This is a genomic window from Ruegeria halocynthiae, assembly GCF_000743705.1.
Classification (GTDB): Bacteria; Pseudomonadota; Alphaproteobacteria; order Rhodobacterales; family Rhodobacteraceae; genus Ruegeria; species Ruegeria halocynthiae_B.
This window is the reverse complement of the sequence record NZ_JQEZ01000003.1, coordinates 35002-48609: the sequence shown is the minus strand read 5'-3', so window position 1 is coordinate 48609 and position 13608 is coordinate 35002. Positions and strand designations below refer to the sequence as shown.

12 protein-coding genes are annotated in these 13608 nt (G+C 58.9%); 5 read left to right on the top strand and 7 right to left on the bottom strand.

The features are described 5' to 3' along the window. Position 1: 1 nt before the first annotated feature. From hpaD to JT51_RS11130, 3 genes are read right to left on the bottom strand one after another with little or no spacing between them, the layout of a single operon-like run. A complete protein-coding gene (hpaD, locus tag JT51_RS11140) occupies positions 2-985 on the bottom strand; it encodes a 3,4-dihydroxyphenylacetate 2,3-dioxygenase (RefSeq protein ID WP_037312377.1) in 984 nt (327 codons plus the stop codon). Positions 986-1039: 54 nt separating this feature from the next. Then, the gene (hpaE, locus tag JT51_RS11135) at positions 1040-2551 is read right to left on the bottom strand and encodes a 5-carboxymethyl-2-hydroxymuconate semialdehyde dehydrogenase (protein ID WP_037312374.1); all 1512 of its coding nucleotides are present in this window, start codon (positions 2549-2551) and stop codon (positions 1040-1042) included. A gap of 3 nt (positions 2552-2554) precedes the next feature. Then, on the bottom strand, positions 2555-2953 hold the full coding sequence (locus JT51_RS11130; protein ID WP_037312371.1) for a 5-carboxymethyl-2-hydroxymuconate Delta-isomerase: 399 nt from the start codon (positions 2951-2953) through the stop codon (positions 2555-2557). Between the two features lie 106 nt (positions 2954-3059). On the opposite strand from JT51_RS11130, the gene hpaR reads away from it, so the two are divergent. After that, positions 3060-3500, top strand: coding sequence for a homoprotocatechuate degradation operon regulator HpaR (gene hpaR / locus JT51_RS11125; protein WP_037312368.1), 441 nt, complete (start codon positions 3060-3062; stop codon positions 3498-3500). Positions 3501-3526: 26 nt separating this feature from the next. On the opposite strand, the gene JT51_RS11120 is transcribed toward hpaR, so the two are convergent. The 3 genes from JT51_RS11120 to JT51_RS11110 all read right to left on the bottom strand — a co-directional run bounded on the left by JT51_RS11120 (position 3527) and on the right by JT51_RS11110 (position 6694). Continuing rightward, positions 3527-4879: an aminotransferase class III-fold pyridoxal phosphate-dependent enzyme gene (locus tag JT51_RS11120; RefSeq protein ID WP_037314061.1), complete on the bottom strand. Its 1353-nt coding sequence runs from the start codon at positions 4877-4879 to the stop codon at positions 3527-3529. A 35-nt stretch (positions 4880-4914) separates the two neighbouring features. After that, entirely contained in the window at positions 4915-5694 is a 780-nt protein-coding gene (locus JT51_RS21230) for an IclR family transcriptional regulator (RefSeq protein ID WP_051927510.1), read from the bottom strand. A 97-nt stretch (positions 5695-5791) separates the two neighbouring features. Further along, positions 5792-6694 carry a LysR substrate-binding domain-containing protein gene (locus tag JT51_RS11110; protein WP_235216165.1) on the bottom strand — a complete coding sequence of 301 codons (903 nt, stop codon included), beginning with the start codon at positions 6692-6694 and terminating at the stop codon, positions 5792-5794. A 122-nt stretch (positions 6695-6816) separates the two neighbouring features. Here JT51_RS11110 and JT51_RS11105 point away from each other — a divergent pair, with 122 nt between their 5' ends. Then, the gene (locus JT51_RS11105; RefSeq protein ID WP_037312362.1) at positions 6817-7797 is read left to right on the top strand and encodes a sterol desaturase family protein; all 981 of its coding nucleotides are present in this window, start codon (positions 6817-6819) and stop codon (positions 7795-7797) included. Further along, positions 7794-8588 (top strand): 3-methyl-2-oxobutanoate hydroxymethyltransferase, encoded by a 795-nt coding sequence (locus tag JT51_RS11100; RefSeq protein ID WP_037312360.1) that lies wholly within the window; start codon positions 7794-7796, stop codon positions 8586-8588. The genes JT51_RS11105 and JT51_RS11100 overlap by 4 nt, the downstream gene beginning before the upstream one ends. A gap of 16 nt (positions 8589-8604) precedes the next feature. Here the strand turns inward: JT51_RS11100 and JT51_RS11095 are convergent, their stop codons facing one another. Then, the gene (locus tag JT51_RS11095) at positions 8605-9219 is read right to left on the bottom strand and encodes a TetR/AcrR family transcriptional regulator (RefSeq protein ID WP_037312356.1); all 615 of its coding nucleotides are present in this window, start codon (positions 9217-9219) and stop codon (positions 8605-8607) included. Positions 9220-9321: 102 nt separating this feature from the next. Here JT51_RS11095 and JT51_RS11090 point away from each other — a divergent pair, with 102 nt between their 5' ends. Together JT51_RS11090 and JT51_RS11085 are read left to right on the top strand one after the other, a co-directional pair. After that, the gene (locus JT51_RS11090; protein WP_037312353.1) at positions 9322-10470 is read left to right on the top strand and encodes an efflux RND transporter periplasmic adaptor subunit; all 1149 of its coding nucleotides are present in this window, start codon (positions 9322-9324) and stop codon (positions 10468-10470) included. A 3-nt stretch (positions 10471-10473) separates the two neighbouring features. Beyond that, entirely contained in the window at positions 10474-13602 is a 3129-nt protein-coding gene (locus JT51_RS11085; RefSeq protein ID WP_037312350.1) for an efflux RND transporter permease subunit, read from the top strand. The last annotated feature ends 6 nt before the right edge of the window (positions 13603-13608 follow it).

Here is a 13608-nt window from a genome sequence, read left to right as displayed (position 1 = left end):
CCTATGGTGCAACGATGGGCGAGGCGGACAGCTCAGCCTCAGTCACGGCGGTGCCGACAAAGGGCGTACCGTGTTCGAACCAGCTGCGCGGTGCGGGCGCGCCCCACAGCGTCTGGCGCTGCGGGTCTTTCAGATCCCATTTGATCGGCTCCAGATCTGGGTCGACGGTCTGATAATCCGAGCAATAGATCTCGATCCGGTGGCCGTCGGGGTCAAGGATATACAGGAAGAACGCGTTGGAAATGCCGTGCCGCCCCGGTCCGCGTTCGATATTGTCGACATATCCGGTGGTCGACATCAGATCGAGCAAGTCGATGATGTTCAGCGGCGTCGGCACCCAAAAGGCCACGTGATGCATGCGCGGACCGGTGCCATTGGTAAACGCCATGTCATGCACGCCGCCTTTGCGGTGCAGCCACGCCGCCCACAGGCGCTTGCTGTCTTCGTCTTCGGTGTATTCCGTCACCCGAAAACCGAAATCGCTGTAGAACGCCACGCTGTCATCGACATTGGTCGAGAAACAGTTGAAATGGTCGATCCGCAGCGGTTTCACCCCACGATACAGCGCATATTTCTGGTGGATCGGCTCCAGCTGGTCCATCTTGTGATAGAACTCCAGCGGGATGCCAATATTGTCCGAGGTCAGCAACGTGCGCCCCTGATAAGGACGTTCGACCCATTCGGTGGGGCGGCCTTTGGATTTGAAATAGGCCTCGGCCCGGTCCAGATCGGCCTCGTCAAATGTTTTGAACCCCATGACTTCGACCGTGCCGGGCTGATCGGACTTTTGCAGGATCACGCAATGATGGCCGCGTTCTTCCATCGCGCGCAGATAGACATGGCTGTCGCTTTCATCCGAGACCTGAAGGCCCAGAACCTCGGAATAGAACTTGCGCGAGGCCGCCAGGTCACTGACGTTCAGGCACACATGGCTCAGCCGGATGGTGTTGAAATCGGGATATAAGTTGGGGGCGGGAACGGGCATGGAAGCCTCCTGAAGCTGGCGTTGTCTTGCGCGTTTATTCCTTGGGGCGGGCTGTCAGGCCTTGCCCAATTGCATGATCTTGTGCGGGCCGGTGGCAAAGCCGATGTGCTTTTGCTCCATATAGAACTCAAAGCTCCAGTCGCCGCCGTCGCGGCCCATGCCCGATGCCTTGACCCCGCCAAAGGGGGTCGGCAGGTGGCGGACGTTTTCCGAATTCACCCAAATCATCCCGGCCTCAAGCCTGTCGGTGAACCGCAGGGCGCGGGTCAGGTCATTGGTCCAGACATAACCGGTCAGCCCATATTGGGTGTCATTGGCGATGCGCAGCGCCTCGTCCTCGGTGGAAAACGGGATCGAGGTCAGAACCGGGCCAAAGATTTCCTCACGCGCGATGCGCATGTCGTTGGTGGCGTTGGTGAACAAGGTCGGGCGCAGGAAAAAGCCGGTATCGCCCAGCGTTTCTCCGCCCGCGGCGACGGTGGCACCATCCTGCCGCGCGATGTCGAAATAGCTGGCGACCTTGTCAAAGTGCTTTTGCGTGACCAGCGGGCCAATCTCAGTCGCAGGGTCCAGCGGGTGGCCAACCTTGATCCGGTTCACACGTTCGATCAACTGCGCCTCGAACTTGTCTTTGATGGTGTCCTGTATCAACAGCCGCGAGGATGAGGTGCAGCGTTCCCCGTTGATCGAATAGATCATGAAGATCACCGCATCCAACGCCCGGTCCAGATCAGCATCGCCAAAGACGATCACCGGGTTTTTTCCACCCAGTTCCAGATGGTTGCGCTTCAGGGTGTCGGCACCCTGTTTGACGATCTCGCTGCCGGTGCGGCTTTCGCCGACAAAGGCGATGGCCTTCAGCAGCGGGTGTTCGCACAATGCCTTGCCCGCATCCGGGCCATATCCGTTCACGGTGTTCAGAATGCCTTTGGGCAGCCCGGCCTCCTCGGCGATCTCGACCAGCAGCCGGGCGGTCAGCGGCGAATCCTCGGCGGGTTTATGGACCACGGTGCACCCCGCAGCCAGTGCCGGGGCGATCTTCCATGTCGACAGCATGAAGGGCGTATTCCAAGGGGTGATCACGCCAACCGGGCCGATGGGCACCCGCGAAGTGACATTCATCAGGGTCGGCGATTTCAGATGCTGCCCGTCGCAGGCCTGAACCACCTGATCGGCGAAAAACCGAAAGTTTTCGGCCCCGCGCAGCGCCGCCTTGGACATAAAACGGATGGTCTGGCCGGTGTCCCAACATTCGCACAGCGCAATTTCCTCGGCGCGGGCCTCGATCGCGTCTGCCACGTTCAGCAGGATCTTGCGCCGCTGGGTCGCGGGCATGTCCCGCCACGCCGGAAAGGCATCCGCCGCAGCTTTGGCCGCGACGTCGATATCCTGCGCGGTGCCATGGGCGACATCGCAGATCACCGATCTGTCCACCGGCGAGCGGGTCTGAAACACACCACCCGCACCGTCACAATCCTGACCGGCGATGCGGTTTTTGATGCCGGTGTCCTGGAACCGCGCCAGAAAGCCTGCCAGTTTCTCGATATTCGTGTCCAGTGCGCTCATGCGTCAGCTCTCCTGCGTGGCTTTGGCCAGATGGTCCCGGATGGTGCCGGTTTTGGGCGAAAGGGCGGGGTCGATGTCGCGCATCTCAAGCGAGAGCGCGATGGAATACTGTGCCAGCGTCGGTTCCAGAAAGGTCTGAACCGCCTGAAAAATGCGTTGGGTCGCGTCCTGTTTCACATCGTCCGGACGGCCTGCGCGCAGGCGGACCGAAATGTCGATGAACCCATGGTCAGGATTGCCGTCGGCAATGGCGTAATGGTCGACCCGCGTGGCACGAACGCGGATGCCCGGAATCGGAAACGTGTCGATCCCTGCGGCCGTTGCCCGGATACATTCACACAAGCCATGCATGTCGATGCAATCCTCCAGATTGCCGGAATAATCGACGTGGAAATGTGGCATAGGCCCTCCTCGAATTAGTAAACATGTTAACAAAATGAGTCACCGCCTGTCAAGAACTTGCTTTGTTAATCTTTGCAATTCTGAAATTCGCGCTCTAGAAGGCAGCATGACCAGCCAAAGCTATACCAAAAGCACCTCCCGCTCGCTGCCGATTGCGCTGCTGCGAGCCCGCGAAACCGTTATGGCGCCCGTTCGGGACATGCTGCAGAACATACCCATGACCGAGCAGAAGTGGCGCATCCTGCGTGTTCTGGACGAATTGGGCGAAGTCGAACAAAGCACTATCGCCCACGAGGCCTGCCTGCTGCTGCCCAGCCTCACCCGTATTTTGCGCACGATGGAGGCGGACGGGCAGATCACCCGACGCCAGGACAATCATGACAAGCGCTGCACCAAGGTGAAGATCACCGACGAAGGCCGCGGGATTCTGGAAGAAAACCTTTTGGCCTCGCTGGTGATTTCCAGCAATATCGAGGCCCAGCTGGGCCGGGAAAAGCTGGATCACCTGCTGAACCTTCTTGAGGAATTGCAGGCCGTCAAAATCTGACATCCCCTGTTGGACAGGGGCGGTGCTCACAGCGCTGCCAATCCGGTCTCCAGCCCCGACAAGATCCTGGCTACGTCGTCCGGAGTGACGATCAGCGGCGGCGACAGGATGATGTTGTTGCCCGACACGCGGATCATGACGCCATCCTCATAGGCCGCCTTTTGCACCTGCAACGGCAGATGCTTAGCGATGGGGGCTTTGGTGCCACGGTCCGAAACCAGCTCAATGGCACACATCAAGCCCTCGCCCCCGCGCACATCCCCGATCACGTCGTATTTCTGGTACAGCGCCTGCAAACCGGCAAACAGTTCATCCCCTCGTGCGGCGGCATTTTCCCAGATGCGCAGCCGGTTGATCTCGGACAAGGCCGCCAAAGCCGCAGCCGCACCGACCGGGTGGCCGGAATAGGTATAACCCTGATCGACCGAGGCCTTGCCGGTGGTGTCACTCTCGAACACCTCGGCCACCGAGCCGGAAATCATCGCCGCGCCAAAGGGGAAATAGCCATTGGTGATCGCCTTGGCCGTTGCCATGATGTCTGGCTGCACGCCCCAGTGCCGCGCGCCGCTTTCACTGCCGGTGCGGCCAAAGGCGGTGATGATTTCGTCCGCGATCAGCAGCACCCCATGTTTCGAACAAACCTCGCGCACCATAGGCATGAAACTTTCATGCGGCGGGATCACACCGCCCGCGCCCAGAACCGGTTCCATGATGAAGGCCGCAACCGTGTTTGGACCCTGAAAGGCAATCTCGGCCTCCAACGCCTTGACGCAAAGCTGCGCCAGACGCGCGGGATCAGTTTCGTCAAACGGGTTGCGATATGTCCACGGCGCGGGGATGTGGAAACAGCCGGGCATCATCGGCTCATAAGCCGCGCGGAACTTCTGATTGCCATTGACCGAGGCGGCGGCGAAATGCGTACCGTGATAGCCTTGTTTCAGGCTGATAAACTTGGTGCGACTCTCTTGCCCGCGCAGCTTGTGATATTGGCGCGCCAGCTTCAGCGCAATTTCAACCGAATCCGACCCACCCGATGTAAAGAACGCGCGCGTCAGCCCGTCTGGCGCAAAGAATTGCGCCAACTCATAAGACAGCTCAATCGCCTTGTCATTGCTGGTGCCACGGAAGGTCGAATAATAGGGCAGTGCGTTCAGCTGATCGGTAATGGCCTGTTTCACCGGATCACAGGAATAGCCCAGGTTGACGTTCCACAGCCCGCCAACTGCGTCGATGGTCTTGTGCCCATCCACATCCACAATGCTGACCCCGTCGCCCCCGGTCAGGATGGTGGGTGGGTTGTTCTGACTGTCGGCAGGATGCGCCATCGGATGCCAGAAATGGCGGGCGTTGTTTTCCTTCAGAAAGTTGGAATCTTTCATCTCTGGCGTCTCCGGAAGCAATGTCAGCCCGTCAGTCACGGGTAGAACTGGGTGGGAAAATCCTCGGGGTTCTGGCCGCCGAATTCTGCGGTCAGATCGCCCGAGAGGGTGTGAAGCGCCTGCAGCAGGGCAGGCCGCCCCGCGTCGGTTGCGCGGTTTTCGGGGACGGCGAAGGCAATTGTGCCTATCGCCACACGGTCAATACCAAAGACAGGCGCAGCGAACCCGTGCACGCCTAATTCATACCCGCTGCTGATGTCCGACCAGCCCCTTTGCAGGGTCTGCTTGATCCGCTTTTGCAGGGTGTTGGGGTCGATGATGGTCTGCTCGGTATACGAAGGCAGGTTGTCCTGATCCAACTGCTGTAACAGGCTGGCGGGGCCAAAGCTTAGTATGCTCAGGCCCGAAGCGGTCGCATTGATGGGTATGATCGCCGAAGGGTCAAGGCTGACACGCACGCTGTGTTGTGTCGTTTCAACCAACAGCGCGGTTTTCAAAGCGCCGTTTTCCAGAAAAGAAAGGTGCAGACTTTCGCCGACCTCATGCATGGCCACCTGCATTCTGAGCCGCGCGCCCTCTAACCCGGGAACCGCGATTTTGCGCAGCGCCGCAAGCCGCAGGGCCGCCGGGCCGATGGCATAGGATTTGGTTGCGGGGTTCTGTTCGATCAGGCCTGATGCCTCAAGCGCGCGCAAGTGGCGCAAAGCAGTGGCTTTGTTGGTTCCCGTCAGCCGCGCGATCTGACTCAGCCCGATTTCGGGCTGAGTGATGGAAAACAAATCCAGCAGCTTCAGGGCGTTTTGCGCGGTTCCCATTCAAACTCTCTCTTCCGTCCGGGCAAACTGGCAGAAGGAAATGAGGAATGCAATGTTTATGAACCGTCGGTTCATTATATGAACCTATGGAGCGTACTTACGGCGCCACAATATGCTGACGCCCGGTGCCATCGCGAAAGTACACCCGGCACTGTTGGGCGAAATGACGGACGATGCGGCGTGGTTTGGATTTGTCATACCCAAGGGCCAAAGACAGCGGCGGCAGGGGATCGGTGATTGGCAAAGCAACAAGCGGGTGACCGCCATAGCTTAGGTCAGTTGTGGGTATCATGTTCAATACCGCGCACCCGTAGCCTGCCCCGACAAGGCTGCGTACCATTTCGGTCGAATTCGCATAAGCAAAAGGCGTCGGGTTCTGGCCTGTCCCATCGAACAACCGGCGGTAATAATCCACCGCAACCGGTCGGTTGAGCACGATCAGCCTTTCCCGGCTCAGATCGGCCAGTTGCACATTCTGTTGCCGGGCCAGCGGATGATCCGCCGGAGCCAAACAATAGGCGGGTGCCTCAATCAGCAGGTCGAATGAGACCTGCGGTCGGGCAAAGTCTGACACAAACAGGATCGCGTCAAAGTCACCCGCCAACAGCCCATCCTGTGCGCGGTCATTGTCGCATTCTTCGAAATGAAGCGTGATATTGTCGTCAGGCCCGGAAAGCGAGGTCAGGATTGCAGGCAGAAATGCCGGGGCGACAGGGGCGTAATACCCAATCCGCAACTCTCCTTTCATGGCCTGCTTCAGTTCCGACCCCTCCTGCATCACGGCGTCATATTCTTCCAGCAGGCGCGCGAATTTACGCTCCATCACCCGGCCGCTTGCGGTGGCTGTAATGCCCTTGGAGCGGACCCGGTTCACCAGTTGCAGCTGTAGCTGTGCCTCAATCTGGTCAATGGCCGCCGAGACGGCGGATGCCGCCACGTTCAGCTCTGCCGCGGCCTGCGAGATGCTGCCGCGCGCAAGCGCCGTGGTGAAATACCTCATGGAGCGTAGCGAGACAGTCATTAAACCTCGGAAAAACAGATGTAGATCATCAGTTCATTCTATTTTTCACGGGAAGGGTGCTGTGTCAAACTGTGCATCATCCCCGTTGGCAGGAAATCCGCATGTCTGATACCGAACTCAAGGGCTGGAACCATTTACCTGAGGTCCCGATAAAGGTCTCTCCGTTTTTCACATGGCCGTTGCGGCCCGCCGAGATGCTGAAATGGGTTTGGAATTCCTGGTTTCTGATATCCGAAAAACTGATTGTGCTTGGCATTGCCATGATCAGCTATTTCTGGGTGCAGCCACCGCTGGAGGAAACCAAGACCCTCGCCTTTGGCTGGATCGCCGAGATCTATGCGTGGAACTTCGCGCTGATCTTTGTCGTCGCCGGGTCGCTGCACCTGTGGTTCTATACTTACTCGAAACAAGGGAAGAAACTTAAATACGATCCGCGCCCCCTGATGGTCAAAGGGCGTCAGTTCACGCTGGGCGGGCAGATACGGGACAATATGTTCTGGACGCTGGGTTCGGGCGTGTTCTTCTGGACGCTGTATGAGGTGATCATGTTCTGGTCGCTGGCCAACGGGTTTATGCCGCTGCTGACTTGGGCGGCAAATCCGATTTGGTTCGCGGCCCTGTTTCTGCTGATCCCTCTTTGGGAAAGCTTTTATTTTTACTGGATTCACCGGCTGATCCACATCCCCTTTCTGTATAAGCACGTGCATTCCCTGCATCACCGTAACATCAATGTGGGGCCATGGTCGGGCATGTCGATGCACCCGGTGGAACACGCCATCTATCTGGGCTCGGTGTTCATCCATTTTCTGGTCGGCGCGCATCCGCTGCACATCATTTTCCACCTTCAGTATTACACGCTGACGGCGGTTTCGACCCATACTGGATATCAGGGGTTGCTGGTCAAGGATCAGAACCGGCTGGCCCTTGGTACGTTCCATCACCAAATGCACCACCGCTATTTCGAATGTAACTATGGCAGCCTTGAGATGCCGTGGGACAAGTGGTTCGGGTCGTTTCACGATGGCACGGTCACGGCGAATGAAAAGATGCAGGAACGGCGCAAAAGGATCATGGGTAAATGAGCAAGGCACTGACCATCATGGATCTGCGCGCGTTGAAGGGCGTGCGCCAGATTTCCTTCGTGCAGGTCGCCCGCGAAGAAGAGGCCATCGCCGCCGCCGAGGCTGGGATGGACATGATCGGCACTGCCTTCATTCCCGAACGGGCGCATTTCGCGGCGGCTGTTCCGAATACGCATTTTCAGTATGGTCTGCCCTGGGGCAAACATGCCAATGCCACCGAGGCCCTGCGCGATGCAATGGCCGCGATGGCGGCGGGCGCCCAGTCGATCTATTGCGGGATGAGCCCTGCGGTGGTCGAAACCCTTGCGCGCGAAGGTGTGCCCGTGATCTGCCATGTCGGGCTGGTCCCGCCCAAGGCAACCTGGACCGGTGGGTATCGCGCGGTTGGCAAGACTCAGGAACAGGCCTTGCAGCTTCGGCGCGAGGTGCAGGATTTTGAAAACGCCGGGGCCTATGCGGTTGAGATGGAGGTGATCCCGGCCCGGTTGGCGGCTGAAATCACCAAACGAACGTCGATGCTGACCCTTTCGCTTGGTTCGGGCGGGGATTGTGACGCGCAATACCTGTTTTCGGCCGACTTGCTGGGTGAAAACCGGGGTCATTTCCCGCGCCACGCCAAAGCCTATCGCAATTTCGCCGCCGAACGTGACCGGCTTCAGGCCGAGCGTGTCGCCGCCTATCGCGAATATATTGACGATGTGAATTCAGGCGCTTTTCCGGCAATGTCGCACACGGTTGAGATTGATGAAGCCATTCTTGTCAATGTTCTGGATCAGATGGCGCAGGATTAACGGCCGGGCAGGCTCGTCAACGCGGCAAAACCGAAGACAGAATGAAATCCTTTACGCTTCCGGCGAATTTGCGCATTGGGACTTCGGACAACACACTGTGATAGGCGCTGCCTTCCAGCACGTCCAATATCATCTGCGCGGCCTGCGTCGGATCGGGCAGTTTCCTGAAATCACCGACATCCGTTCCTCTTTGCAAGAGAGTGGACAGGCTGTTGGTCAGCTCTGCCCGGTTTTCGATGAACAACTGCGCGATGTCCGGTTGGCGCACGGCCTCGCTGGATACTTCGAGCGTCAGAATAACATTTTCCGGTACGGCCAGATATTTGGCATACGCACCTATGAACTTTTCCAGAACTTTCGGCGCGGGTGAATGCGCGGACAGGATTTTCAGGAAAGGCTCCATCTCCTGACGTTCCAGCATGGCAAATTTGACAAGCACATCGTGCTTGCCCGAAAAATGGTTGTAGAGGTTGCCAAGGCTGACACCAGCGCGGGCTGCAATGTCGCGCACGCCGGTCTGATGATACCCGCGCTCAAGAAAGCACATGACCGCCGCTTCCAATATCTGATTGCGCCGCTTTGCAGACGCTTTATCCCGGCTGGATGTCGGCTTGTTCCGGTCTTCTGTCATTTATCAGTTTCAATATTGAACGAACGATCGTTCATAGTATATGACACTTAACCAACCAACACAAGACACGTTGGATTCGCTTGCCGAGGGAAAGGCCGAACAATGACCGATACTCCTGCTGAGACGACGCCAAAACCTTTGCGCCGATGGCTTTGGATCGGGCTTGCCCTGGCTGTTTTGATCGCAATTGTCGTTGTGCTGTTCGAAACGGAAGACACAATAGACGTCCAGTCTTCGCAAACCTCTCCACCACCCCCCAAAGTTTCGGTGGTCGAAGTAACGGCGGAAACGGTGCGGGCACAGGTTTCGGCCTTTGCCGAGGTTCGGCCGCTTTGGGATGCTGAGCTGCGGACGGCAATTTCCGGGCGTATCATCGCAGTGCATGATGCGGCGCTGGCGGGGGCTCAAGTCTCACGCGGTGATCCATTGTTTGCGATCGAAAAAGCCCCCTATGAAAGTGCTGTTGCCGCAGCCGAGATGGAGTTGGAGCAAGCCAGGTTAGAGCTGTTGCGCGCGCAAAACGATGTGACCGTGGCCCGACGGCAATTCGAACGCGACGGGGTTGAGCCTCCTACCGAGTTGGCCCTGCGTTTGCCGCAGTTGTGGATTGCTGAAAAGTCGGTGACGGCCGCGCAATCGCGCCTGAAGGCGGCGCAAAGCGAATTGTCCGAAACAGACGTGACCGCGCCTTTTTCCGGGTTTGTCACGCGCCGCTTTGCCAGTTTGGGGCAAACGGTGGCCCCGGGTGATGCCTTGCTGCATCTGTCCGACGACCGGCGGTTCGAACTGGTCGCCGAGTTCAGCCAGCCAGACTGGGCGCTGGTGGAACAACCCATTTCTGGCACTTTGGCCGATCTGGTGCATCGCACGGGCGCGCCGCTGGGGCAGGCACGGGTGCGCCGTGGGGGTGGTTTTCTGGATCAGAACACCCGGCAGGTGCGCGTCTTTCTGGAAGTGGCCGAGCCGGACGACCGCATTCTTGCCGGGGATTTCCTGCGCGTCCTGATTTCGGGCCGCCTGATCGAGGATACACTGACCTTGCCCGAAAGCACCCTGACCCGCGCCGGTAACATCTGGCTGGTGGCGGAAGACAACCGGTTACAGCGGATCAGTCCAAACATCCTGTTCCGCAGTGAAGGGACAATCACGATTGACGCACCGCAAGGGCGGGGGCCGTGGCGCGTGGCAAAAAACCCTCTGGCCTCGTTCCTGCCGGGCCAGCATGTCACGCCACACGCGGTTGAGGGGTAAGTCATGCACGCGTTGACCTCCTGGTTCATCCGCAACCCCGTCGCTGCAAACCTGATGATGGCCCTGATCCTGTTTCTTGGGGTGCAAACCCTGATGAACATCCGTATCGAGGGCTTTCCCCGCATCCCGCCCGAAAGCGTGACCATCACGATCGAATACCCGGATGCAACCGCGGAACAGGTCGACGAACTTGTGACGCAGAAGGTGGAACAGGCGCTGGAAGGGCTGGAAGGCGTCCGCAACGTCACGTCGCGGTCCGAAAACGGGCTGAGCACGGTCACCGTCCGCCGGGCAGGTGGTGAGAAACTGCAAGCCGTTCTGGACCGGGTTCGCATTCGCATCGACGGGTTGACCGACCTTCCGGATTCCGCCCGCCGCCCTGTGATCGAAGCCTCGGGTTTTGACTTTCCGGCGCTTTATGTGAACCTTCACGGGCAAACCGACCCGGCCACATTGCAGACCCTGGCGCAACGATTGAAAGAAGAGTTTCTGGCACAGCCGGAACTGTCGCGCCTGCAAATCTGGGGCTTGATCCCGCGCGAGATGCGGATTGAGATCGACCCGGCCCGATTGCGCCACTTTGGCCTGACAGTCTCGGACGTTACCCGCGCCATAGACGCGAATTCATTGACGTTTCAAGCCGGGCGTCTGCGCACCGAGGGGGGCACCATCTTCCTGCGGGCCGACAACAGGGCAAAATACGTTCCCGAATACGCAGCCGTTCCCATTATCGAACGCGGCGACGGATCATTTGTCCCACTGGGGGATATTGCAACCATCGAAGACGGGTTTCAGGACGGAGATTATCTGTTTCGCCTGAACGGCAACCCAACAGTCGGCATGGAGGTTCTGGTCGGGCAAAAGGAAAACCTGCTTGAGATCAGTGAGGTGGTACGCAGCACCGTCGCAGAGTTCAGCCGCCAGATGCCGCCTCAGATTCAGGTCGAGGTTTGGGGCGACAGCGCCGGATACATCGCGGATCGACTTGCGCTGTTGCGATCCAACGGGGTGCAGGGGCTAATTCTGGTGACCCTCATGCTGTCGGTGTTTCTGAATGTCCGGCTGGCATTTTGGGTCGCTATGGGCATCCCGGTTTCGATCCTGGGGGCGATTGCGGTTTCGGGGTCCAAATGGGTTGATTATTCGCTGAATGATGTCACCACGTTTGGCCTGGTCCTTGCATTGGGCATATTGGTGGATGACGCCGTCGTTGTGGGCGAAAGTGTCTATGACGAACGGCGCAAGGGCAACGATCCGATCCGCGATACAGAGCGCGGCGTGGACCGCGTGGCCGTCGCCACCGTCTTCGGGGTGCTGACCACGATTGCGGCCTTCTTTCCGATGCTATTGATCGATAACCCACTGGGCAAAGTGCTGGCGGGGTTTGCGGGTGTCGTAATCCTGACGCTGGTGTTTTCCCTTATCGAAAGCAAGTTCATCCTGCCTGCGCATCTGGCACAAATCCCGATGGGGCATGAACGCCGCTATCTACTGACGCGGATTTGGGGGCGGGTTCAGGACGCCGCGCAGGGCGGGTTGCATTGGGTCCGGGATCACATCTATCAGCCCATTCTTGTCGCGGCGGTGCGTCAGCGTTACGCGGTGCTGATCCTGTTTGTGGCCGCCGCGGCGTTGGGGCTGGGCCTGATGTACAAGGGCAAGCTCAGAACCGTGTTCTTCCCCGAGGTTCCCGGTCAGGTCATCACGATGAACCTTGAAATGGACGCCCGCGCGCCTTTTTCGCTGACCCGGGCCAACGTAAACCGGATCGAGGCCGCGTTGGAACAGGTGAGCGCCGATCTGGCCGCAGATGCAGGCATGGCCGTTCCGCCGGTTCAGACGGTGTTTACGATCATCAACAGCGCCGGCAGCGCCCAAATCTACGCCGAGATGATCCCGGTCGCACAACGCCCGGACGTTCCGATCCTGAAAGTCGTCCGTGACTGGCGCACACGCGTGGGCGAGGTTGAGGGCGCGACAGAGCTGGAATTCACGGGGTCGGAAATTCTGGCGGGCGGGTTTCGCATCCGTTTGTCGTCCAAGGACGAAGACCTGCTGCGACAGGCAAGCGCCGAGATGCAGGCGTTTCTGTCCAATATTGATGGCGTGACCAACGTTCGCGACGGCCTTGTCGGCGGCCAACCCGAGCTGAAGCTGCGCCTGCGCCCGGACGCGCGGCATCTTGGGTTCAACGCTGAAACGCTGGCCAGTCAGATCGGATACGGCTTTGGTGGCTCTGAGGTGACCAAGGTACGCCGCGACGGGTCCGAGATACGCGTTGTTGTGCAAAACGCGCGCGAAAACCGCGATACTCTGGCCGATCTGATGCAAACCCGATTGCGCAGTGCAAACGGTGCATGGGTGCCGCTGGAAACCGTGGCTGAAATCGAAGGCACCTATGCATCGGGGGTCGTCAATCGCCGTGACGGCAAGCGGATGAACATCGTGGCCGCCGCAATCGACCGCGCGATTGTCGCGCCCGAAGAGGTGGGGCAGGCGGTGTTCGAACAGCTTGTCCCGCAGCTCAACGCCAAGTACCCCAGTGTGACTGTCCTGCCCGCAGGTGAGTTGGAGGAGATGTCGGACATCAGCGGCGGGCTCAAGCGCGCGCTGCTGTTGGCTGCGGTGCTGATCTATGTGCTGATGGCCGTACCGCTGAAAAGCTATTGGCAGCCCTTTGTCATTCTGGCCATCGTCCCCTTCGGTTTTGTCGCCGCGGCCGTCGGGCACCTGATCATGGGCGTGTCCCTGTCGCTGTTTTCCTTCTTCGGGATGCTGGCGCTGACCGGGGTCATCGTGAATGACAGTCTTGTCATGATCACCCGGTACAATCAGGCCCGTGACGAAGGTCTGCTGGTGAATGCCGCGTTGCACACGGCGGGCATCGGCCGTTTCAAGGCGATCTTTCTGACAACGGCAACAACCGTGATTGGCTTGCTGCCCTTGTTGACCGAAACATCCGAGCAGGCGCAATACCTGATCCCAGCGGCGATTTCTCTGGCATTTGGCGAATTGTTCGGCACCGCCCTGATGCTGGTGCTTGTTCCGGTGCTGATTGCCATTTCGGAAGATGTCATTGCGGTGTTCAAACCTGCCGCGCGGCAATCCGACAACCAGAGGGCCACAGGATGATCCGGA

Bases quoted from the DNA above. Each gene is read 5' to 3' on its own strand.
- hpaE (WP_037312374.1), bottom strand. From the start codon at position 2,551: ATGAGCGCACTGGACACGAATATCGAGAAACTGGCAGGCTTTCTGGCG.
- JT51_RS11100 (WP_037312360.1), top strand. From the start codon at position 7,794: ATGAGCAAGGCACTGACCATCATGGATCTGCGCGCGTTGAAGGGCGTG.
- JT51_RS11130 (WP_037312371.1), bottom strand. From the start codon at position 2,953: ATGCCACATTTCCACGTCGATTATTCCGGCAATCTGGAGGATTGCATC.
- JT51_RS11110 (WP_235216165.1), bottom strand. From the start codon at position 6,694: ATGAGGTATTTCACCACGGCGCTTGCGCGCGGCAGCATCTCGCAGGCC.
- JT51_RS11105 (WP_037312362.1), top strand. From the start codon at position 6,817: ATGTCTGATACCGAACTCAAGGGCTGGAACCATTTACCTGAGGTCCCG.
- JT51_RS11095 (WP_037312356.1), bottom strand. From the start codon at position 9,219: ATGACAGAAGACCGGAACAAGCCGACATCCAGCCGGGATAAAGCGTCT.
- hpaR (WP_037312368.1), top strand. From the start codon at position 3,060: ATGACCAGCCAAAGCTATACCAAAAGCACCTCCCGCTCGCTGCCGATT.
- hpaD (WP_037312377.1), bottom strand. From the start codon at position 985: ATGCCCGTTCCCGCCCCCAACTTATATCCCGATTTCAACACCATCCGG.
- JT51_RS21230 (WP_051927510.1), bottom strand. From the start codon at position 5,694: ATGGGAACCGCGCAAAACGCCCTGAAGCTGCTGGATTTGTTTTCCATC.
- JT51_RS11090 (WP_037312353.1), top strand. From the start codon at position 9,322: ATGACCGATACTCCTGCTGAGACGACGCCAAAACCTTTGCGCCGATGG.
- JT51_RS11120 (WP_037314061.1), bottom strand. From the start codon at position 4,879: ATGAAAGATTCCAACTTTCTGAAGGAAAACAACGCCCGCCATTTCTGG.
- JT51_RS11085 (WP_037312350.1), top strand. From the start codon at position 10,474: ATGCACGCGTTGACCTCCTGGTTCATCCGCAACCCCGTCGCTGCAAAC.